The sequence below is a fragment of the Aeromonas sp. FDAARGOS 1417 genome, from assembly GCF_019046985.1.
Taxonomy (GTDB): Bacteria; Pseudomonadota; Gammaproteobacteria; order Enterobacterales; family Aeromonadaceae; genus Aeromonas; species Aeromonas veronii.
In genome coordinates this window covers 3982167-4002465 of sequence record NZ_CP077221.1, presented here as the reverse complement: position 1 = coordinate 4002465, position 20299 = coordinate 3982167, and the positions used below count along the sequence as shown (strand labels likewise).

At 60.8% G+C, this 20299-nt stretch carries 18 protein-coding genes; 8 read left to right on the top strand and 10 right to left on the bottom strand.

The window, feature by feature from the left end; all coding sequences use genetic code 11:
• The first annotated feature begins 106 nt into the window (after window positions 1-106).
• The 3 genes from I6L47_RS18660 to I6L47_RS18650 all read left to right on the top strand — a co-directional run bounded on the left by I6L47_RS18660 (window position 107) and on the right by I6L47_RS18650 (window position 3334).
• Window positions 107-370 carry a YhdT family protein gene (locus I6L47_RS18660; protein WP_216948078.1) on the top strand — a complete coding sequence of 88 codons (264 nt, stop codon included), beginning with the start codon at window positions 107-109 and terminating at the stop codon, window positions 368-370.
• Window positions 360-1817 (top strand): sodium/pantothenate symporter, encoded by a 1458-nt coding sequence (gene panF, locus I6L47_RS18655; protein WP_139443124.1) that lies wholly within the window; start codon window positions 360-362, stop codon window positions 1815-1817. The genes I6L47_RS18660 and panF overlap by 11 nt, the downstream gene beginning before the upstream one ends.
• A gap of 89 nt (window positions 1818-1906) precedes the next feature.
• Complete coding sequence (locus I6L47_RS18650; protein WP_042080616.1) at window positions 1907-3334, top strand: PTS transporter subunit EIIC; 1428 nt, start codon at window positions 1907-1909, stop codon at window positions 3332-3334.
• A gap of 1 nt (window position 3335) precedes the next feature.
• Here I6L47_RS18650 and I6L47_RS18645 read toward each other — a convergent pair whose 3' ends face one another.
• Window positions 3336-4208 carry a LysR family transcriptional regulator gene (locus I6L47_RS18645; protein ID WP_162504381.1) on the bottom strand — a complete coding sequence of 291 codons (873 nt, stop codon included), beginning with the start codon at window positions 4206-4208 and terminating at the stop codon, window positions 3336-3338.
• Window positions 4209-4308: 100 nt separating this feature from the next.
• On the opposite strand from I6L47_RS18645, the gene I6L47_RS18640 reads away from it, so the two are divergent.
• From I6L47_RS18640 to I6L47_RS18625, 4 genes are all read left to right on the top strand, one after another.
• Window positions 4309-5325, top strand: coding sequence for a zinc-binding alcohol dehydrogenase family protein (locus I6L47_RS18640; RefSeq protein ID WP_216948077.1), 1017 nt, complete (start codon window positions 4309-4311; stop codon window positions 5323-5325).
• A gap of 539 nt (window positions 5326-5864) precedes the next feature.
• A complete protein-coding gene (gene prmA, locus I6L47_RS18635) occupies window positions 5865-6743 on the top strand; it encodes a 50S ribosomal protein L11 methyltransferase (protein ID WP_005358410.1) in 879 nt (292 codons plus the stop codon).
• Window positions 6744-6945: 202 nt separating this feature from the next.
• A complete protein-coding gene (locus tag I6L47_RS18630) occupies window positions 6946-7923 on the top strand; it encodes a D-2-hydroxyacid dehydrogenase family protein (RefSeq protein ID WP_216948076.1) in 978 nt (325 codons plus the stop codon).
• 66 nt (window positions 7924-7989) lie between these two features.
• Complete coding sequence (locus I6L47_RS18625; RefSeq protein WP_139478641.1) at window positions 7990-8544, top strand: sugar O-acetyltransferase; 555 nt, start codon at window positions 7990-7992, stop codon at window positions 8542-8544.
• 380 nt (window positions 8545-8924) lie between these two features.
• Here I6L47_RS18625 and I6L47_RS18620 read toward each other — a convergent pair whose 3' ends face one another.
• Entirely contained in the window at window positions 8925-9473 is a 549-nt protein-coding gene (locus I6L47_RS18620; protein ID WP_159158291.1) for an NAD(P)H nitroreductase, read from the bottom strand.
• Window positions 9474-9587: 114 nt separating this feature from the next.
• Window positions 9588-11615 (bottom strand): NADPH-dependent 2,4-dienoyl-CoA reductase, encoded by a 2028-nt coding sequence (locus tag I6L47_RS18615; protein WP_216948075.1) that lies wholly within the window; start codon window positions 11613-11615, stop codon window positions 9588-9590.
• Between the two features lie 208 nt (window positions 11616-11823).
• On the opposite strand from I6L47_RS18615, the gene sppA reads away from it, so the two are divergent.
• Window positions 11824-13668: a signal peptide peptidase SppA gene (sppA, locus tag I6L47_RS18610; RefSeq protein WP_101531282.1), complete on the top strand. Its 1845-nt coding sequence runs from the start codon at window positions 11824-11826 to the stop codon at window positions 13666-13668.
• A gap of 91 nt (window positions 13669-13759) precedes the next feature.
• Here sppA and I6L47_RS18605 read toward each other — a convergent pair whose 3' ends face one another.
• From I6L47_RS18605 to I6L47_RS18575, 7 genes are all read right to left on the bottom strand, one after another.
• Window positions 13760-14680: a L,D-transpeptidase family protein gene (locus tag I6L47_RS18605; RefSeq protein ID WP_005338927.1), complete on the bottom strand. Its 921-nt coding sequence runs from the start codon at window positions 14678-14680 to the stop codon at window positions 13760-13762.
• Window positions 14681-15191: 511 nt separating this feature from the next.
• Entirely contained in the window at window positions 15192-16433 is a 1242-nt protein-coding gene (locus I6L47_RS18600; protein WP_021230403.1) for a lipopolysaccharide assembly protein LapB, read from the bottom strand.
• A gap of 11 nt (window positions 16434-16444) precedes the next feature.
• Window positions 16445-17080, bottom strand: coding sequence for an energy transducer TonB (locus I6L47_RS18595; protein ID WP_064337222.1), 636 nt, complete (start codon window positions 17078-17080; stop codon window positions 16445-16447).
• Between the two features lie 16 nt (window positions 17081-17096).
• Complete coding sequence (locus tag I6L47_RS18590) at window positions 17097-17504, bottom strand: biopolymer transporter ExbD (RefSeq protein WP_005338933.1); 408 nt, start codon at window positions 17502-17504, stop codon at window positions 17097-17099.
• Window positions 17505-17571: 67 nt separating this feature from the next.
• Window positions 17572-18099, bottom strand: coding sequence for a MotA/TolQ/ExbB proton channel family protein (locus tag I6L47_RS18585; RefSeq protein ID WP_005338936.1), 528 nt, complete (start codon window positions 18097-18099; stop codon window positions 17572-17574).
• Between the two features lie 10 nt (window positions 18100-18109).
• Window positions 18110-19483, bottom strand: coding sequence for a MotA/TolQ/ExbB proton channel family protein (locus I6L47_RS18580; protein ID WP_216948074.1), 1374 nt, complete (start codon window positions 19481-19483; stop codon window positions 18110-18112).
• Complete coding sequence (locus I6L47_RS18575) at window positions 19480-20244, bottom strand: DUF3450 domain-containing protein (protein ID WP_160881524.1); 765 nt, start codon at window positions 20242-20244, stop codon at window positions 19480-19482. The genes I6L47_RS18580 and I6L47_RS18575 overlap by 4 nt, the downstream gene beginning before the upstream one ends.
• Window positions 20245-20299: the final 55 nt, after the last annotated feature.

Genomic DNA, 20299 nt, shown 5'->3' with positions numbered 1-20299 from the left:
CTTCCGGTGGAAGTCTGCTCCGCAAGGAGCCTCTGCTGAAAAAGGGCCATGGCGACATGGCCCTTTTTTGTTATCCTTGCGCCCCTCAAATTTGTCGGAGGCCAAGGTGAACCGTTTTGCTCTCGCCCGCCGGGAAGCAGCTTTCTGCCTGCTGCTGACCCTGTTCTACTTCTTTGCCTGGTATGGCACCGCCTATTTTATCCCGCTCCAGCTGGAGTTGTGGGGGCTGCCGCTGTGGTTCCTGCTCAGCTGCATGGTGATGCCGCTGCTGTTCATTCTGCTCTGCGCCCTGATGGTGAACCGGCTGTTTGTGGAGATCCCCCTCGATACCCACTTCCCTTCCGGCAAGGAGTCATCCCATGAATCTTGAGTTGATGCTGCCGCTCGTCATCTATCTGGTGCTGGTGCTGGGGGTGGGTTTTTGGGCCAGCCGCCATCGCGCGCAAGGCAACTTCGTGCAGGAGTATTTCATCGGCAACCGCAGCATGGGTGGGCTGGTGCTGGCGATGACGCTAGTGGCCACCTACACCTCGGCCTCCTCCTTTATCGGCGGACCGGGTGCGGCCTACAAGATCGGTCTGGGCTGGGTGTTGCTGGCGATGATCCAGCTGCCCACCGTCTGGCTCACTCTGGGAGTGCTTGGCAAGAAGTTCGCCATCATCGCCCGCCGGGTCAATGCGGTGACCATCAACGACATGCTGTGGGCCCGCTACCAGAGCAAGGCGGTGGTGATCCTCGGCTCCATTACTATCATCCTCGCCTTTATCGCGACCATGGTGGTGCAGTTTATCGGCGGCGCTCGCCTGCTGGAGACCGCCACCGGCCTCTCCTACCAGCAGGGGTTGATGTTGTTTGCCAGCTGCGTACTGCTCTACACCATCATCGGCGGTTTTCGCGCCGTGGTGATGACCGATGCCCTGCAGGGGATCATCATGCTGATCGGCACCGGCGCCCTGCTGGCAGGAATTCTGATTGCCGGTGACGGCCTGCCAAACCTTATCCACCAGCTCAGGGAGATCGACCCCAAGCTGGTGAGCCCGCAGGGGGCTGGCGACATGTTGACCCAGCCCTTTATGCTGAGCTTCTGGATCCTGGTCTGTGTCGGGGTGGTGGGGCTGCCCCACTCGGCGCTGCGTTGCTTTGGCTATCGCGACAGCAAGGCGCTCCATCGCGGCATTCTGATCGGCACCGTGGTCAGCGCCCTGCTGATGTTTGGCATGCATCTGGCGGGTGCCCTTGGCCGCGCCATCCTGCCCGGCATGGACAGCCCGGACAAGATCATGCCCTCCCTGATGATGGAAGTGCTGCCCCCCTGGCTGGCCGGGGTCTTTCTGGCGGCGCCGATGGCGGCCATCATGTCCACCATCGACTCCCAGCTGATCCAAGCTTCCGCCACTCTGGTGAAAGATCTCTACCTCAACTATCTGAGTCCAAAGCAGGAGAAGCTGGAGGTGCGCATCCCCCGCCTCTCCCTGCTCTGCACCCTAATCCTCGGCACTCTGGTGCTACTGGCGGCGTTGCAACCGCCCGAGATGATCATCTGGCTCAACCTGCTTGCCTTTGGCGGCCTGCAGGCGGTGTTCCTCTGGCCGCTGGTGCTCGGTCTCTACTGGTCGCGGGCCAACGGCCCGGGCGCGCTGGCCAGCATGGTCAGCGGCATCGTCAGCTATGGGGTACTGAGTCAGTGGGGGATCAAGCTGGCTGGCCTGCACGCCATCGTGCCAAGCCTCACGCTGGCGCTGGTGGTCTTTATCACGGTCAGCCTGCTGACGGCACCGCCCTCGCGGGAAGTACGCGAGCTTTTCGGGCAGAAATAATAAAAATATAAATTAGGGGTTCCAAAACTATCCCCAAATAGGTGTTTTCCGGTTAAACTGTGCGCCAAGTCACAGAACCTAGCCGCTGTATGCCCGTTAAAGCCACTCGACAAGTCGTTACTCAAGCCCTGCAGCGGCTCGGTTATGCCCTGCTGCTGCCCGTCTCCATCCTGCCGATGGCGGCGCTGATCTACCGGCTTGGGCAACCCGACGTGCTCGATTTGGCGGTGCTCTCCCTCACCGGTCAGGCGATCTTCAGCCAGATGCCGCTTATCTATGCGGTGGCGATCGCCTTTGGCCTGAGTCGACAGGAGCTGGGCGGACAGACGCTGGCGGGTGCGGTCAACTTCCTGCTGCTCAGCACCGCCTTCAATACGCTGGCCCCCAACCTGCACGCCGACATGATCTGCGGCCTGCTGGCGGGGCTCACCACCGCCATCATCTACCCTTGGGTTCACCAGCAAACGTTGCCCCGCTGGCTGCAGATCGCCAGGGGGGAGTTTCCCAGCCTGCTGGTGTCGGCCTTGGCCTGCCTGCTGATCGCCATCCCCCTCTCGCTACTGTGGCCGCCACTGGAGCGCGGGCTGACCCTGCTCACCTCCGAGCTGCTCACCACGCCGTTTGGCGCCTTCTGCTACGGCACCCTCAACCGACTGCTGATCCCGCTTGGGCTCCATCAGGTATTGGGCAGCGTCATCGGCCTTGGCGAGAGCAACCTGCAGGCGCTGGCCACCGCCCAGCCCCTTCATGAAGGGTATGTGGCCGGTCTCTACCCCATCATCATGTTCGGCCTGCCGGGCGCCTGTTTTGCCATCTGGCTGCACCGCCAACGGATGCAGCGGCTGCCACAGGGCGGGCTGCTGCTCACCCTGGCGCTCACTTCGGCACTGGTGGGGATCACAGAGCCCATCGAGTTTCTGTTCGCCTTTACCGCCCCCTGGCTGTTTCTCGCCCACGCCCTGTTGACCGGGCTATCGCTCGCTGTCTGTAGCGGGCTGGGGATCAAGGTGGGCAGTTACTTCTCCGCCGGTCTGCTGGATCTGGTGCTGAGCTATCAGGCAGGGGAGCACAGCTTCTGGCTCATCCCGGTCGGTATCCTGTTCTTCGTTGCCTACACCCTGCTGTTCTATCAACTGCTGGAGCGCGCCCCCCTCAGCATGCCGAGCAAGCCCATCGCAGTGGAGCATCCGCGCCTTGCCAGCGTTGCCCCCTCAGACCCGCAGATGCTGGCGATCCAGTACCTCAAGGTGCTGGGCGGGATGGACAATCTGGTGGCGATGAGTGTCTGCATCACCCGCCTCAGCCTGCGGGTGCGCGATATTTCACTGGTGGATGAATCCCGCCTGCTGGGCCTGGGCTGCCTCTCCTGGATCCAGCTCAACGACCACCAGCTGGTGCTGGTGCTGGGCCCCAGTGCCAGCCTGATTGAAGGGCAGATCCGCATGCTGGCGGAGCGCCAGTCGGTCCCCCTCGGCCTCAAACCCAATCAGGAGTCGGCCAGCCAGAGCAGTTGGTAACTCAGGCAAACGGCAACCGCTCGGCCACGAAATCCATCAGGGTGCGCAGGGCGGGGGCCAGATGCTCCCGACTCGGATAGATTAGGTAGAACGGGTTGGCCGGAATGGGCTGATCCGGCAACACCTTCTGCAGCCGCCCCGCCGCCAAATCCCCTTCACAGACATGGTGGGGCAACAGGGCAATCCCCCCGTCATGGAGTGCCATCTCCCGCAGCGCCAGCAAGCTGTTGCTGACACAGGCCCCCTGCGGCCGCCAGCCTCCCTCTTGCAATGGCCACACCGGCATGGCCGAGTGCACCAGACAGGCATAACGGCCCAGCTCGCTCAACTGCTGCGGCATGCCGTGGGCCGCCAGATAGGCGGGCGCTGCCACCAGATGACGCGCCACCTGCCCGATGCGCCGACAGATGAGGCTGGAGTCTTTCAGCGGCGCCGCCCGCAGCGCCAAATCATAACCTTCCCCCACCAGATCGAGCTGATCGTCGCTCAGGGTCAGCTCCAGCACCACCTCGGGATAGAGGGCGCGAAACTCGGCGAGGATCCGGCCAAGCAGCAGGGTGCCGGTCGCCTCGGGGGCGGTGATCCGCACCCGCCCCGCCGGGGCAGAGCGCAGCCGTGCCATCGCCAGATTGGCACTGCGGGCCAGTGCCAGCAGCCCCTGACAGTGCTCCACATAGAGTTCACCCTGTGGCGTCAGGCTCAACCTGCGGGTGGTGCGCTGCAACAGCCGCACCCCGAGCTGGGATTCGAGCCGCGAGATCTTCTGGCTCACCGATGACTTGGGCATACCAAGCAGCTCGGCGGCCCGGGTAAAGCTCCCCTGCTCCACCACGGTGGCAAACAGTCCCATCAACTCCAGATCGACATTGTTCATATATTCAAACAGTCTTTACCTATTACCCATCTTAATCTTGATAATCAACCAGACTAGAGTGAGTGGCAATCCCGAACACAGCGATTTGAAAGGAAAAACCATGAAAGCCATTGCCCTGACTCACTATCTGCCAAGCGACCACCCCGACTGCTTCATCGCAGCTAACCTGCCCGATCCGGTTCCGGGTCCGCGGGATCTGCTGGTGCGGGTCACCGCCACCTCCGTCAATCCGGTGGATACCAAGGTGCGCTCCCCCAAGGCCAAAATTGAAAGCTCGCCCCGGGTACTGGGCTGGGATGCGGTGGGGGAAGTGGTCGCCACTGGCAGCGAAGTCACCCTGTTCAAGGCGGGCGACCGGGTCTGGTATGCCGGCGATATCAGCCGTCCGGGCAGCAACAGCGCCCTGCAACTGGTGGATGAGCGCATCGCCGCCATCGCCCCCACCAGCTTGAGCGATGTGGAGGCCGCCGCCCTGCCGCTCACCGCCATCACCGCCTGGGAGACCCTGTTCGAACGCTTCGCTCTTACCCGCGAAAGCCGTGGCAAACTGCTGATCATCGGCGGCGCCGGTGGCGTGGGCTCCATCGCCATCCAGCTGGCTCGCCAGCTCACCGACATGGAGGTGATTGCTACCGCCTCCCGCCCCGAGAGCCGCGAATGGTGCCTCGAAATGGGCGCCCATCAGGTCGTGAACCACCACAAGTTGCAGGAGGAGCTGACCGCCCTTGGCATCACTCAGGTCGATGCCATCTTCTGCACCAACGCCACCGCCGAGCACTGGGCTACCATGGCAGGGCTGATCCGCCCGTTTGGCCATATCTGCACCATCGCCGAATCGAGCGAGCCGTGGGATCTCTCCCTGCTCAAGAGCAAGAGCGTCACCTTCAGCCAGGAGTTCATGTTCACCCGCTCCCTGTTCCAGACGCCGGACATGATCGAACAGCACCGCCTGCTCGGCCGGGTGGCGGCACTGGTCGATGAAGGGGTATTGCAGACCACCCTGACCAGAACCATCCCGTCACTGACCCCGGTCACGCTGGCTCAGGCCCACTCAGAAGTGGAAGCAGGCCGCATGGTAGGCAAGCTGGTGATCGACATGAGCAGCTTTGCCAACTAAGCCCTCAAACGCACCATGATGGGATAAGTTCACCAAGGAGATGCCCCAAACGGGCACAACCAGCGGCACTCATGACAGCCTGTGGCAGGCCAACGTCCGACAATCAGCCAAAAAAGAGGCCATTTCGCGAGAAATGGCCTGAATACCTGAACATTGGGGTAACAATCACACACATATCCTTATGCAGGACATATTAGTCTTTGCATCTGGCATGCCAACAGCAGCATGAATGCGCCAAAACGGCGTCAGCCCGTCCTTGAGCAAGGTGCCGACCTTGCTCTTTTTTTGTCTGGCAGACTGTTTACCTGGCAAACAAGTGCAGATAAAAAAATGCCACCCGAGGGTGGCAGTGAAAGATGACGGAACTTGAGCAAAGCGTTCAGCGAAAACCGGTCGTCTTCGCCTGCATAGAGCAATACAGGAACCGTGCCAATCCGGCAAAAAGCCCCCCGTATCCCTCCACGTCATGGGCAAACCACGACAGCACTGCCCCATGATGGTAGAATCTCGCGGTTTCACATTTATGAAGAGTCGACGCCATGCCCTGGATACAAATTCGAATCAACGCCACTGCCAAGACCGCAGACAAGGTGAGCAACATGCTGCTGGGGCGTGGAGCCCAGGCGGTGACCTTTATGGATGCCAAGGATGTGCCCGTCTATGAACCCATGCCCGGTGAAACCCCGCTCTGGGGCGAGACCGAAGTGATGGGGCTGTTCGATGCCGAAACCGACCCGGCCCCCACCATCGCCTTCTTCCAGCAGATCTTCGGCGAAAACGTCGGCTACAAGGTCGAGCAGCTGGAGGACAAGGACTGGGTGCGCGAGTGGATGGATCACTTCCACCCCATGCAGTTTGGCGAGCGCCTCTGGATCTGCCCGAGCTGGCGCGACGTGCCGAACCCCGATGCGGTCAACGTCATGCTGGATCCGGGTCTGGCCTTCGGTACCGGTACCCACCCCACCACAGCCCTCTGCCTGCAGTGGCTGGACGGCCTCGATCTGACCGGTAAAACCGTGGTCGACTTTGGTTGCGGCTCCGGCATTCTCGGCATCGCCGCCCTGAAACTGGGTGCTGCCCGCGTCATCGGCATCGACATCGACCCGCAGGCCATTCAGGCCAGCCGCGACAACGCCGCGCGCAATGGCGTCGCCGACCAAATTGAGCTCTACCTGCCGGCCGACCAGCCGCAAGATGTCGAAGCTGACGTGGTGGTCGCCAACATCCTGGCCGGCCCACTGCGCGAACTGGCTCCACTTATCGCCGGCCACGGCAAGCCGGGCAGCCTGATGGCCCTCTCCGGCGTACTCGAAAGCCAGGCCCCGGAACTGGAAACCATCTACGGCCAGTGGTTCGAGATGGACCCGACCGCCGTCAAGGAGGAGTGGTGCCGTCTCTCCGGTCGCAAACACGGCTAAACGCGGGCAACATAGACGCCAACCTCATGCCATCAGGGCTCCCATTCGGGGGCCCTGATTGTTTTGGCCTGTCGGGCTCTTCCCGGTCCGTGGACATGGGCTTGATCGCCCTCCCTTCTGATTGTGTTCGTTTGAAAACAACAGACACCTTTTATTCCGGTAAGATAGCGGTCCGAGCCAACGCAACCGAGAAGGATTTCTTATGCGGATTGCCATTCTGGATGACTATCAGGATCAGGTGCGCCACCTCCCCTGCTTTGCCCTGCTGGCGGGTCATGACGTCACCATCCTCAACCAGAGCGAACCCGATCCGGCGCGCCTAGCCGCCAGGCTGGAAGGCGTGGAGGCGCTAGTGCTGATCCGCGAGCGCACCCGCATCGACGAACAGCTGCTGATACAGCTTCCCACCCTTAAACTCATCAGCCAGACCGGCAAAGTCAGCCAGCATATCGACCCGGCACTATGCCAGCAGTACGGCGTTGCCGTGGCAGAAGGGATCGGCAGCCCTATTGCTCCCGCCGAGCTCTGCTGGGCGCTCATCATGGCAGCCTCCCGCCATATACCTGCTTACAGCCAGGCGTTAAGCCAAGGCCAATGGCAGCAATCTGGTGACCTCGGTTTGGGACGCACGCTGCATGGGCTGACGCTCGGTATCTGGGGCTACGGCAAGATAGGCCAGCGGATCGCCCGCTATGGCAAGGCATTTGGCATGTCGGTACTGATATGGGGCAGTGAGGCTTCGCGCAGGCAGGCCGAGCTGGATGGCTATGCCTGCGCCTCCAGCAAGGAGGCTCTCTTCAGTCAAGCCGATATCCTCACGCTGCATCTGCGCCTGAGCGAGGCAACCCGCGGCGCTGTTACCCGCGCAGACCTGGCCCGCATGAAAGTTGACTCTCTGCTGGTCAATACCAGCCGTGCCGAACTTATCGAGCCGGGCACCCTCTATGCAGAGCTCAGTAACCATCCTGAGAAACGGGCCGCGCTCGATGTATTTGACATCGAGCCGGCAACACTACAAAACGAGCCCCTGCTGCGCCTGCCCAACGTATTGGCGACACCTCATCTCGGCTATGTGGAGCAAAACAGCTACGAACTCTACTTTCGCGTGGCGTTCGAGAATGTGCTGGCCTTTGCCGAAGGCAGACCTGCCAACCTGGTTCTGCCCATATCGGGTGGATGATCACGTTACTTCTGCCGTATTGGCGCCAATATTCAAATCCCTGGCAGATAAAGGAAAGCAACCTTCATGATCGAATACCAGAAGATGATTTGCAGCCAACCTTACAACTGCATGGCATCCGAGTTGGCCCAGTTGCGCCGGGAGGCGGCACGGCGCTATCGCCGTTTCAATCAGGCGGAAGAGGAAGCTGAGCAGCGGGCACTACTGGCGGAGCTGATTGGTGAACTGGCAGAGAACGCCTTTATCTGCCCGCCACTCTACTGCACCTATGGCCGCCACATCCACCTGGGCAAGGACTCCTACATCAATATGGGAGTGACCCTGCTGGACAATGCCCCCATCCGTATCGGAGCCAACGTGATGATTGGGCCAAACGTGCAGATCTATACCGCAGCCCATGCACTGGAGGCCGACGAACGAATTCAGGGAACAGAGACGGCGCTGCCGGTCACCATTGAAGACAAGGTCTGGATTGGTGGCGGCGCCATCTTGCTGCCCGGCGTCACCATAGGGCGGGAGGCGATCGTCGGCGCGGGTGCCGTAGTCACCAAAGATGTACCGGCCGGTGCTCGGGTAGTCGGCAACCCAGCCCGGATCCTGCCAGCCAAAAACAGGGCATAAGGCAGCCAACCGGGCTGCATCTTGATGCCGCCATCAACTCACAACAGCCCCGACACCCCATAAAAATAAAGCCCAATGTCACGAAGACGTTGGGCTGTTAAAAGGTGCTACGGAATTGCGACTCTCATCGCAGAAAAATTAGAAGGAGTGCCCTTCTAAACTGGCAGGGAGATATTAGCGAATGCGCAAACGTTTTACATAGTGAAATACAACAGGATTGCGAGGTACATCGCACTATTTAAATAATTACCTGCTATGGCGCGCGAAGCCTCTTTGAGCCATTTATTTTCCCCAATTTCTCTGGTTACTATTCACGGTTAAACAGAAAAGCCCCGATTTCTCGAGGCTTTGCTTCTCTCAACCGCAACGTGGCCGAAAAGTCAGAAACGGCGGACAAACTCATCGAGCGGCAGCTCGCGCAGTTTGCGTGCTTCCAGCATGGGAGTACCGAGATAGAGGAAACCCACCAGCTGATCCTCTGCCGCCAGTCCCAATCCCTTGTTGATCTGCTCATCGAAGATAAACCAGCCGGAGCGCCAGATACCGTTGAAGCCCTGCGCCTGCGCGGCCATCTGCATCGCCATCAGGGCACAACCGGCAGAGAGCTCCTGCTCCAGTTTCGGCACCTTGGGGTGATCCTGATAACGGGTTGCCACGGCGACGACCAAGGGCGCCCGCAGCGGCGCTTCGCTGCACTTCTTGATGCTCTCTTCATCTTCGCCACGAGCACGGGCCGCCTCGGCCAGCAGCTTGCCCAGCCGCTCGCGCCCCTCCCCTTCAAACAGAATGAACTGCCAGGGAGTCAGGGTGCCGTGATCCGGCGCGCGCAGGCCCGCCTTGAGGATATTGTCGAGCACCTCACCACTGGGGGCGGGTGTGGTCAGGCGGCCACAGGAGTGGCGGTTGAGCAACAGGGTGAGGGCATCCATGGGCAATTCCTTCTCTGGGGCAATGATGGCGCTACCTTAGCACAGCACCGAATGAAGAAAACCCCTGAGGCTCAGGGGCTTATCGCACGATAGAGGGCAAGCGGGTACAGCTGGCTAGATGACCGCAGCCAGCTCGGCCCCTTGCCGGATGGCGCGCTTGGCATCCAGCTCGGCGGCCACGTCGGCACCGCCGATGATATGCACCGGCTTGCCCGCCGCCTGCAACCCGGCCTGCAGCTCCTTGAGGGGCTCCTGCCCAGCGCAGATGATCACCTGATCCACCGGCAGATACTGTTTGGTCTCGCCCACCTGAATGTGCAAGCCCTCGTCATCGATCCCCAGATATTGCACCCCGGAGAGCATCAGCACCTTGCGGTTCTTGAGCACGGTACGATGGATCCAGCCGGTGGTCTTGCCAAGTCCGTCACCCACCTTGCTCTCCTTGCGCTGGAGCAGCCAGATCTGGCGCTCGGGGGCGTCAATTTCAGGAGCCGTGAGGCCACCGCGCTCGCCAAGCTGTTTGTCGATGCCCCACTCCTTGAGCCAGTGATCACGGTGCCCATCGGCATCCGTCTCCACCTTCTTCTCGACCAGATACTCAGCTACATCGAAGCCGATGCCGCCGGCACCGATCACCGCCACCTTCTGGCCGACCGGTTTGTGATCCCGCAATACGTCGAGATAACTCATCACCTTGGGATGCTCGATCCCCGGAATATTGGGGGTGCGCGGACGAATACCGGTAGCGAGGATCACCTCGTCAAAACCGCCGCCGAGCAGGCTCTCGGCACTCTGGCGCTGGCCCAGATAGAGCTCGACACCGCACTTCTCCAGCCGTTTGGCGAAATAGCGCAGAGTCTCGTGAAACTCCTCCTTGCCCGGGATCTGCTTGGCGAAGTTGAACTGGCCGCCGATTTCGCTGGCCTGATCGAACAGGCTCACCTGATGACCGCGCTCGGCAGCGTAGCAGGCAAACGCCAGCCCGGCCGGGCCCGCCCCCACCACCGCCAGCTTTTTGGGCTGGGGCACACGGCCAAAGGTCAGCTCGGTCTCGAAACAGGCGCGAGGATTGACCAGACAGGAGGCACGCTTCTGCTTGAACACATGGTCGAGGCAAGCCTGGTTGCAGGCGATGCAGGTGTTGATCTCGTCCGCCCGGTTCTCGGCCGCCTTGATGACAAATTCGGGATCAGCCAGGAAGGGGCGCGCCATGGAGACCATATCCGCCTCGCCACCCGCCAGAATCCGCTCTGCCACCTCCGGGGTGTTAATCCGGTTGGTAGTGATAAGCGGCACCTTGAGATGCTTTTTCAGCTCGGCGGTCACCCAGCTGAAGGCGCCGCGCGGCACGCTGGTGGCAATGGTGGGAATACGCGCCTCGTGCCAACCGATACCGGTGTTGATGAGGGTCACCCCCACCGCTTCCAGCGCTTTGCCAAGGGCGATAACCTCTTCCAGGGTCGAGCCCTGCTCCACCAGATCCAGCATGGAGAGGCGGAAGATAATGATGAAGTCGGTGCCGACCCGCTCGCGGATGGCGCGGACAATCTCCACCGGAAAGCGCATCCGGTTTTCGCTGCTGCCGCCCCAGCTATCGGTCCGTTTGTTGGTACGTTCGCAGATGAACTGATTGATGAGATAGCCTTCCGAGCCCATCACCTCGACGCCGTCATAACCGGCCGCCTTGGCCAGCGCTGCTGTAGCCGCGAAGTCGCGAATGGTGCCGCGGATCTGCCGCTCGCTCATGGCGCGCGGTTTGAACGGGGAGATGGGTGCCTTGAGGGCGCTCGGCGCCAGACTGAACGGATGATAGGCGTAACGACCGGCATGGAGGATCTGCAGCGCTATCTTGCCCCCCTCCTGATGCACGGCGCTGGTCACCTTCTTGTGCTTGCTCACCTGCCAGGGAAAGCTCAGCTGGGAGCCGTGAGGTACCAGCCGACCGCGCAGATTGGGGGCAATGCCGCCGGTGACGATAAGGCCTACTCCACCACGGGCACGCTCGGCATAAAAGGCAGCCAGCTTGTCAAAACCGCCCTTCTCCTCTTCGAGGCCGGTATGCATGGAGCCCATCAACACACGGTTGCGCAGCTGGGTAAAACCAAGGTCGAGCGGGGTCAGCAGGGTCGGATAGCGGCTCACGATGCCTCCAGTTAATTTTTTGTTATCAAACTGAGGCTAGAGTAAAGAATCGAAAATTCTTTTTCAAACAAATGTTTGGACAATTTTTCAGCGAACAGCCGTGCCCTGAACGAAGATAGGCGGGATCTGCCAGTCGGAAATGGCAATTTCGCCCGCAACTGGTTAATAATGGCTCTTCTCTACCCATTAACAGGGCGATAACGCGACTATGTCTATTTTCAAAGGTCTGGGTTGGTTGTTCCGCAGCCTGTGGCGCCTGCTCAATTTCACCCGGCTGATGCTGGTCAATCTGCTGTTTCTCATCGTAGTGCTGGTCATCGTCTTCAGCGTCAGCCAGAAAGAGGCCCCCAAGGCGCCCATCGAAGGGGCGCTGACCCTCAATCTCAACGGCGTGCTGGTGGAGCAACGCTCCCAGACAGATCCCACCGTACAACTGCTGCGCCAGATGGACAGCAGCGACGAGCAGCCGAGCGAGATCGTCCTCTCCGACCTGCTGTGGGCCATCAAGAGTGCCAAGGATGACGAGCGCATCAAGGCGCTGGTGATCAAGCCACAAGGGCTGCAGGGAGCCAACTTCACCAAACTGCAGGAGGTGGCGAGCGCCATCGACTCCTTCCGGGAGAGCGGCAAACCGGTGATCGCCATGGCCGACTTCTACACTCAAGGCCAGTATCTGCTGGCGGCCCACGCCGATCACGTGCTGCTCAACCAGAGCGGCGCCGTGGTGATTGAGGGGCTTGGTGTCTACCAGACCTACTTCAAGTCGGCGCTGGAGAAGCTCAACATCACCCCGCATGTATTCAAGGTCGGCACCTACAAATCCTTCGTCGAACCCTATACCCGCGACGAGATGTCCCCCGAGAGCAAAGAGGCGAACCAGCGCTGGCTGGATCAGCTGTGGCAATCCTATGTGGCCGATGTCGCCGAGCAGCGGGAGATCGAACCCGATGCGGTCGCACCGGGCAAGGAGCGCTTCCTCGAGCTGCTGCGCAAAGCCGGTGGCAATGCCGCCAACTACGCCCTCGACAACGGGCTGGTGGATCAGCTGGCCACCCGCGACGAGATGACCCAGGCGGTCATTAAAGAGGTGGGTGAAGCGGACGACCACGGCTGGAAAGGGGTCGGCCTGAAAGAGTATCTGGCTGCCATTCCGGAACAATATCCCCAGAGCGGCAAGGATGAGGTGGGTCTGGTGGTCGCCAGCGGCGCCATCATGGATGGCGTCCAGCCTGCCGGTACCATAGGAGGTGATAGTCTCTCCGACCTGCTGGCAGATGCCCGCCGCGATGACAAGGTCAAAGCAGTGGTCCTGCGGGTCGACAGCCCGGGCGGCAGCGCCTTCGCCGCCGAGCAGATCCGCGCCGAGCTGCTGGCCCTGAAACAGGCAGGCAAACCGGTAGTGGTCTCCATGGGCAGCTATGCCGCCTCCGGTGGCTACTGGATCTCCGCCGATGCTGACAAGATCTTCGCCTCCCCCACCACCCTCACCGGCTCCATCGGGGTATTCGGCATGTTCGCCACCATCGACAAGGCGTTGGCCCAGTTCGGCGTCCATACCGACGGGGTTGGCACCACAGATTACGTTGGCGTCGGCCCGACCCGCGCCCTGCCGGATCACGTCGGTCAGGCAATCCAGCTGAGCGTGGAAGATACCTACCAGCGCTTCATCGGTCTGGTCAGCAAGGGCCGTGGTCTGAGCCCGGAAGAGGCCGAGAAAGCGGCCGAAGGTCGGGTCTGGACTGGTGAGGATGCCAAGGCCCTGGGTCTGGTGGACGAGTTCGGCAATCTGGATGACGCCATCAAGGCAGCAGCCGAACTGGCCAACCTCAAGGAGTGGCAGGTGACCCCCATCGAGCAGGAGGAGTCCACCAAGGACAAGTTCCTGCGCCAGCTGTTTGACAGCAGTGCCCAAGTGCTGGCCCCCCAGTTGCAAAGCTGGCTGCCGGCAGGATTTGGCAAGGCCTTGGTGGAAGTGAACCGCAGTCTCGACCCGCTTACCCGCTTCAACGATCCGCAAGGCACCTACGCCTTCTGCCCGGTCTGCGTGCAGTAAGCAAGCGGTGACTCCCCCATAAAAAACGGCGACCATCTGGTCGCCGTTTTCTTTATTCAGCCAGTGCGCGCGGCACCGCCAACTTGCTCAATCAGGGATTGAGACGGGTCGGCATACCGGTACGCTGTTCCAGCACCTGCTTGACCACGTTGGAGTCAGACTCGGCGTGAGCGATGAAGCGGGTGATAGCCGGTGTCATCGGGAGCGGCACGGAGGCGGTGGAGTTGAACTCCTCCTCGGTGCGCGACAGCGGCTCGTGTACTTCCATGTAGCGACCGCCATCCGGCTCGACCGTGGTCTTGACCGGCTGGTTGACGAACTGGACGCGGGTGCCGACCGGCACGTTGTCGAACAGATACTTGATGTCGTCAGCGCGCAGACGCACGCAACCGCTGCTCACCCGCAGACCGATACCGAAGGTGGCGTTGGTGCCGTGGATGGCATAGAGGTTGCCGATATAGAGGGCATGCAGACCCATGGGGTTATCCGGACCGGCTGGCCATACTGCCGGCAGAGTCTTGCCCTGGGCAGCATAGCGGCGACGGATGTTCTCGGTCGGGGTCCAGGTCGGGTTGGCGCGTTTGCGCTCTACCTTGGTGATCCAGTTCTCCGGGGTGTTTACCCCCAGCTGACCGATGCCGATGGGCAGCACTTCCACCACGTTCTTCCCTTTCGGGTAGTAGTAGAGACGCATCTCGGCAACGTTGATGACGATCCCTTCGCGGGGCGCGTTGGGCAGGATCAGCTGGTGGGGGATGATCAGGGTGCTACCCGCTTTCGGCAGATAGGGATCAACGCCCGGGTTGGCTTCCATGATGTTAGTCAGACCCAGCTGGAAGTCAGCAGCGATCTGCTCCAGCGGACGGTTGTCCGCAGGCACCACGTATTCCTGGTTTTCACCGATCAGGCGGCTGTTGGCCGCAGGCAGACGGTACTCGACGGCGGCAGCCTGCTGGCTGACCAGCGCAAAAGTGCATAAAAGGGCCGAAGCGGCAGTGCGAAGGGGATTCATAAAATTCCTGTGTGGTTTCCTGTACCAAATGGGCCGGGGGCCGTCTCATCCTCGGTCTGCCGGTGGCGGGTCAACCTGCCCCACGACGCCAATAACCGAGCGCGCATTCTTTCCTGAGTCGGCCAAAATTTCAACTTCCATATGTTGCTTTTCTTGTTAAAAGTAGCCGTTTTTGGTGTGACGCTTATCAACAGGGCAAAAGCCACACTGGCAAGTCGCAGCAAAGAGAAAGATGAATGGCACTGCCCGCTTCTCAGCGAGCCACCATAGCCCTAGTCAACCACAGCGCAGCGCCACCTTGCTTCACAGTTGCAGCCCTAGCTAAAACGTTTGTCGCATCCGGGGAGATAAACCAATGTCGACGTAGGCTCTTTATTGGGATGAAGAGGGATAAAACCGTGCGTCGGCCACCCGCCGGTGCTGGCAGCCACCATAAAAAAACCGCTCCGAAGAGCGGTTAATGGAGCCACCAGGCAACCATAAAAGGGACTACAGGTAGTTGTCATTGGAATTACTGGACGGCTGCCTCCCCGGTGCCACTCTGCTCTTTGAGGAAGCTGATCCACGGAGATGCCCGACCGCTGACGTTGCCATTCTGAGCCGCTTGGGTGAAGGCGTTGAGGGCCTCCTTCGGCTTTTGTTGCTCAAAATAGGCGACACCGGTCAGGAACTTGAGATCCGCCCGCTGTTCACCATTGGCATTGGCTGCCGGTTTGGCGGCCAGCGCCACCAGATCCTGATAGCGTTTGCTCTGGATCATCATGCGCGCCATTTTCAGCTGCAATTCGGCACTCGGGGCCAGCTGGTAGGACTTGGCCAGGGTGTCGATGGCCGGATCCAGCTCCTTGGCCTGATGCCAGTAGTTGGCCAGGGTCTTGTAGTTGCTGGCGCTCTGCTCAATCACCCCGTCCTTCATCCCCTTCTCCATCACCCGGGCGGCGCGATGAGGAATGCCGGTGAAGGCGAGGTAGTTGGCGAGGCGCTGCAGCTCGGCGGCCTCGGTCAACATGCCGAGGTTGTAGGCCGACTCCAGCGCCGCCAGCGCCTTGGCATCGTTGCCTGCCTGCATGTGCATGGCCGACAGTTGGGTCCAGTACTTCTTCTTCTCCGGGAACATATTGACCAGAGAGGTCAGCACCTCGGTCGCCGGTTTGTACTGTTTCAGCTCGTAGTGAGCCCCCATCTTCAGCAGATACCAGGACTCCGGCGCTTTACCTGCCGACAGCTTGATCGCCTGATCCACCGCCGGGATCGCGTCACGGTACTGCTTGAGCTGCACGTGGGCGTTGGCCAGCGTGATATAGGCATGAGAGTTGGGCTTGTCATCCTTGCCCTGGTTGGCAAACCACTCCTTCATGGTCTTGATCGACCCCTGATAATTGCCCTCCGCCATATAGAGCTGGGCCAGGTTGTAGCGCACCTGCTGGGCCACCGGTGGCGGCAGGCCGCCTGTCGCGATGGCATCGGCAAAGTACTTGGTCGCCTGACCGTATTTCTCCTGCTGGGCGGCCACGAAACCGAGAGTCTGCAATATGACCCCCTTGTCGTAGACCCGCTCGCCCGCGCCGGAGAGCGCGTCTTGCAGCTTGGCATTGGCCTCACCGTATTTCTTCTCGGTGATCAGCTCCTGCGCCTTGTTGACCGCCCGATAGGCCCGATCCGACAGGGCCGGCTGCTCGGCGGCCCAACTGGCGGTGCTGAGCAGCACCGCCATGGCGACCGGGGCGAGGATCATCTTGTGTAACTTGTTCATCGCCACCTTCCTTAGTTGACCGCAAACTCGATCTCTTGCTGCATACGGCTCGCCTGCGGCTTGCCATCCACCATGGCCGGTTTGAACGTCCACTTGGCGATGGTTTTGCGCGCCTCTTTGCCGAGGTCATAACTGCGCGGCTCTTCCTTGACGATCCGCACGTTGCTGACGGTGCCGCGCTCGGTGACGGTGAACTCCACCAGCACTTTGCCGGAGGCCAACCCCGCCAGTGCCGCCTTGCGGGGCATCATGGGCTCGAAGGTTGCCAGCGGAATGGCGCCGTTGTTGCCACCGACGCCGCCACCACCGCCGCCGGTGCTGTAGGCACCCAGCGCGTTGCCACCACCGATGTTGACCGGGATGTCGAGCTTGGGCATGTCCATCGGCGCGCTCTCCATCTTAGGCCGATCCGTGCTGGCCACTTCCATCTCGGGAGGCGGTGGCGGACGCTTGGGCGGCGGCGGTTTGGGCAGCTCTCGCTGTTTCTCTTGCAGGGTCTCCTGGGGCTTGAGGCGGATGAAATCGGTCATGCTGACGTCCTCCTTCTCCACCAGCTCCCGGTGATCCGGTGTGATCAGCTTGTTCATTCCCAGAAACAGAAAGAACACCACCACACAGGAGACCGCCAACGATATCAGGTATCTCATAGGTCTCTCTCCGGCATCAGCTGCTCTTGTCTGCCGCGATGGAGATGTTCTGGACACCGGCCATGCGGATCTGATCCATGACCTGCACCACCAGACCGGAACGGGATTCGTTATCGGCCTGGATCACCACGGCGCTCTCCGGGTTTTCGGCCCGCAGCCGCTCGATGTTGGCGCGTACCGCCCCCACCTCGACCACCCGCTTGTCGACCCAGACCTGACCGTTTTCGCGCACCGCGACCATGATATTGCCCTTCTTCACCGTCTCGGCCGTGCTGGCACTGGGACGGTTGATCTCGACACCGGACTCCTTGACGAAGGAGGTGGTGACGATGAAGAAGATCAGCATGATGAACACTATGTCCAGCATGGGGGTCAAATCGATAGCCGCCTCGTCAGCACCGCTGTCGCTGTAACGTTTTCTCATAGCAGAAACTCCTTGCTTGTTCTGTGCCCCCGGCAGGCCATGCCTCGCCGGGGGTATGCATCCTGCATCAACCGTGTTTCAGGTTGTCTTCCAGCTTTTGCACCGCCAGTTTGGCCTTGTGATCGAGCTGGTTGACAAAAAACAGGCCGGAAAGGGCGGCGATCATGCCCGCCATGGTCGGTACCGTTGCCTTGGAGATCCCCGATGCCATCGCCCGCGGCGAACCGGTGCCAGTGATGGCCAGTGTGTCAAACACCTGCACCATCCCCACCACGGTCCCGAGCAGCCCCATCAACGGGCAAAGAGCAATCAGCACCTTGATGACCGGCATCCCCTTGTCCACCGCCATGGCAACCCGTGAGACCAGCTCGCGCCGGATCTGCTTGGCAGACCAGGAGAGGTGATCGGTGCGGGCCAGCCAAGTGGCCTTGGTCTGCTTCACCTGCTTGGGGTAGACCGCCATGAAGTAGAACCAGCGCTCCAGCAACAGGGCCCACATCATCAGGGTCAGGAAGAACAGGGCGACCAGTACATCGCCCCCCAATCCCAAAAACCGGCGGACCGACTCGACTTCTTCAATCAACCAGAACCACATGGGTGACTCCTTACGCTGCGGCTTTGGAGGCGTGCAGACGTTCCTGATAACGGGCGACGAAACCGGCGCTCTGCTCTTCCAGCACCTGGATCAGACGACGGCTCTGGGTCTGCACAATGGTGTAGAGGAACAGCATGGGCACCGCGACGACCAGACCCTGCATGGTGGTCACCAGCGCCTCGGAGATACCGCCCGCCATCAGCTTGGGATCGCCGGTACCGAACAATGTGATGGCCTGGAAGGTGGCAATCATCCCCACTACGGTACCGAGCAGCCCCAGCAGCGGCGCGACCGAGGCGATCAGCTTGATGATGCTGATACCCTTCTCGAACTTGGGCACGTTGCGCAGGATGATCTCGTCGAGCTTGGACTCCAGATCCTCGATGTTGTCACCGCGATGGCTCTGGTAGGCTCCCAGCATGTCACCAATGGGGTTGCCCTTGATGATCTGATCGGATTTCAGCTGCTTGCGCATGGACGAGCCGATCAACGACAGCCGGATACCGCAGAAGATGGCCAGCAGGGTACCGAGCACACCGAGCACCATGATGACGTAACCCACTTCACCACCCTGATCGATCCGCTCCTTGAGAGTCGGTGACTGTACCAGCAGAGAGAGGATCACGCCGCGAGACGGGTCGATAAAGATGGGTTTGACCCCGTCACCGCCCTGTTCAAACTCGGCGATCGGTTCCAGCACCCCCTTGTCAGGTTGACGGGAAAGCAGCTCGAACTTGCCGGTCTCCGGCACGAAGGTGAGGTACTTGCCTTCGGAGACAGTGTTGAACTCACCGATCTGGGTGACCGTCTTCTCGGCCTGGTTGCCTTCGCCGTAGACCACGGTCGCCGGGATCTGGCTCACCTTGCCACCGTCCACCATGCGGCTGAGGGTGGTGGTCCAGAAAGCTTCCAGATCGTCGCTGGAGGGGAGCTCTTTACTCTCGGCCAGACGGGTCAGCAGCGCGGTCTGTTCCGGATGCTCGACCCGACGGGCGGAGGCATTGAAGATCCCCTTGAACTCACCGGCGAACTGACGCAGTACGCCGAACATCTCGCCCATGTTGCCGGAACGCTGGCGCAGGGTTTCAGTCAGCTCGGTCAGCTGCTTGTCATTGGCATCGAAGGTCGCCTTGAGCTGCTCGCCCTTGGCGGTTTCGGCAGCCAGCTCGGCCTTGGCCTTGGCCAGCAGCGCCCCCTGCTCGTTCTTGTCAGCCAGGAAGCGGGCTTCCCGCTCCTTGTTGAGTTGGGATTCGCTCAGGCTGGAGGCCTTGACCTGGTTCAGCAGCGCATTGAGATCCACCGGTTTTTCGGCGGCGGTCACCGGCAGGGTGACCAGGGTTGCTCCCGCAATCAGGGAGGCAATCGCAAGTTTGATTCCTTTCATGATGCTTTCTCCGCAGTTTGAACCGGCAGCTTGATCAGCGCGGGAGGCGCCTGCTTCTTGGCGATGCGAAGGCCCTGTTCAACCGCACTGCGATACTCCTGGGGCAACTCTTCCCACTGGCGAGTCTGCTTGTTCCACATCCCGGTTTCATTGCCATCCGGGGATTGATAAAGCAGCGCGATGCGGCCAACCCGCAGGAACTCGTAGGTCTTCTCGCTGCCATCCTTGTCCAGGCTCGCCTTGTAGGATTCGATGGTGCGGCTGAAGCCCTCCTCGATCTGGTAGGCCTCCAGGATCTTGCGGTACTTCTCGGAGATGGTGACATCGGCCCGGTTCATCAGGTCGGTCAGGGCTGCTACGCGGTCCTCGCGCTCGACCTTCTGGAACGGCAGATCCAGCGCCACAAACTGCTCGAGGGAGTCGATCATCTTGAGCATCAGTGGGACGACTTCGGTGCTGGTCTGATCAATCTGGGCGATCTGCTTTTGCATCGACGCCAGCTCGGCACTCTGGGACTCGACCATCTTGCTCACCTGCTCGTTGTAGGTGCGCAGACTGTCGACCTGACGCAGGGCGGCCTTGTACTGGGCCAATGCGGATTCGGCAGATTCGGCATAGCTGTCGATCTTCTGCTGGGAAACTTTGGATGCGTTGTCGGTGGCGGCTTGAGCGTCCACGGCCTGACCGGCAGTGGCGGCACTCAGATTGAAGCTGGTCAACAAGGCGGCCGAAACCAGGCTGCCAAGGAGCGCTTTCTTCATTGTAATGGTCCTTGTCTTCATAGGATTACCCTATCTCCGTAACTTCCTTGGACGT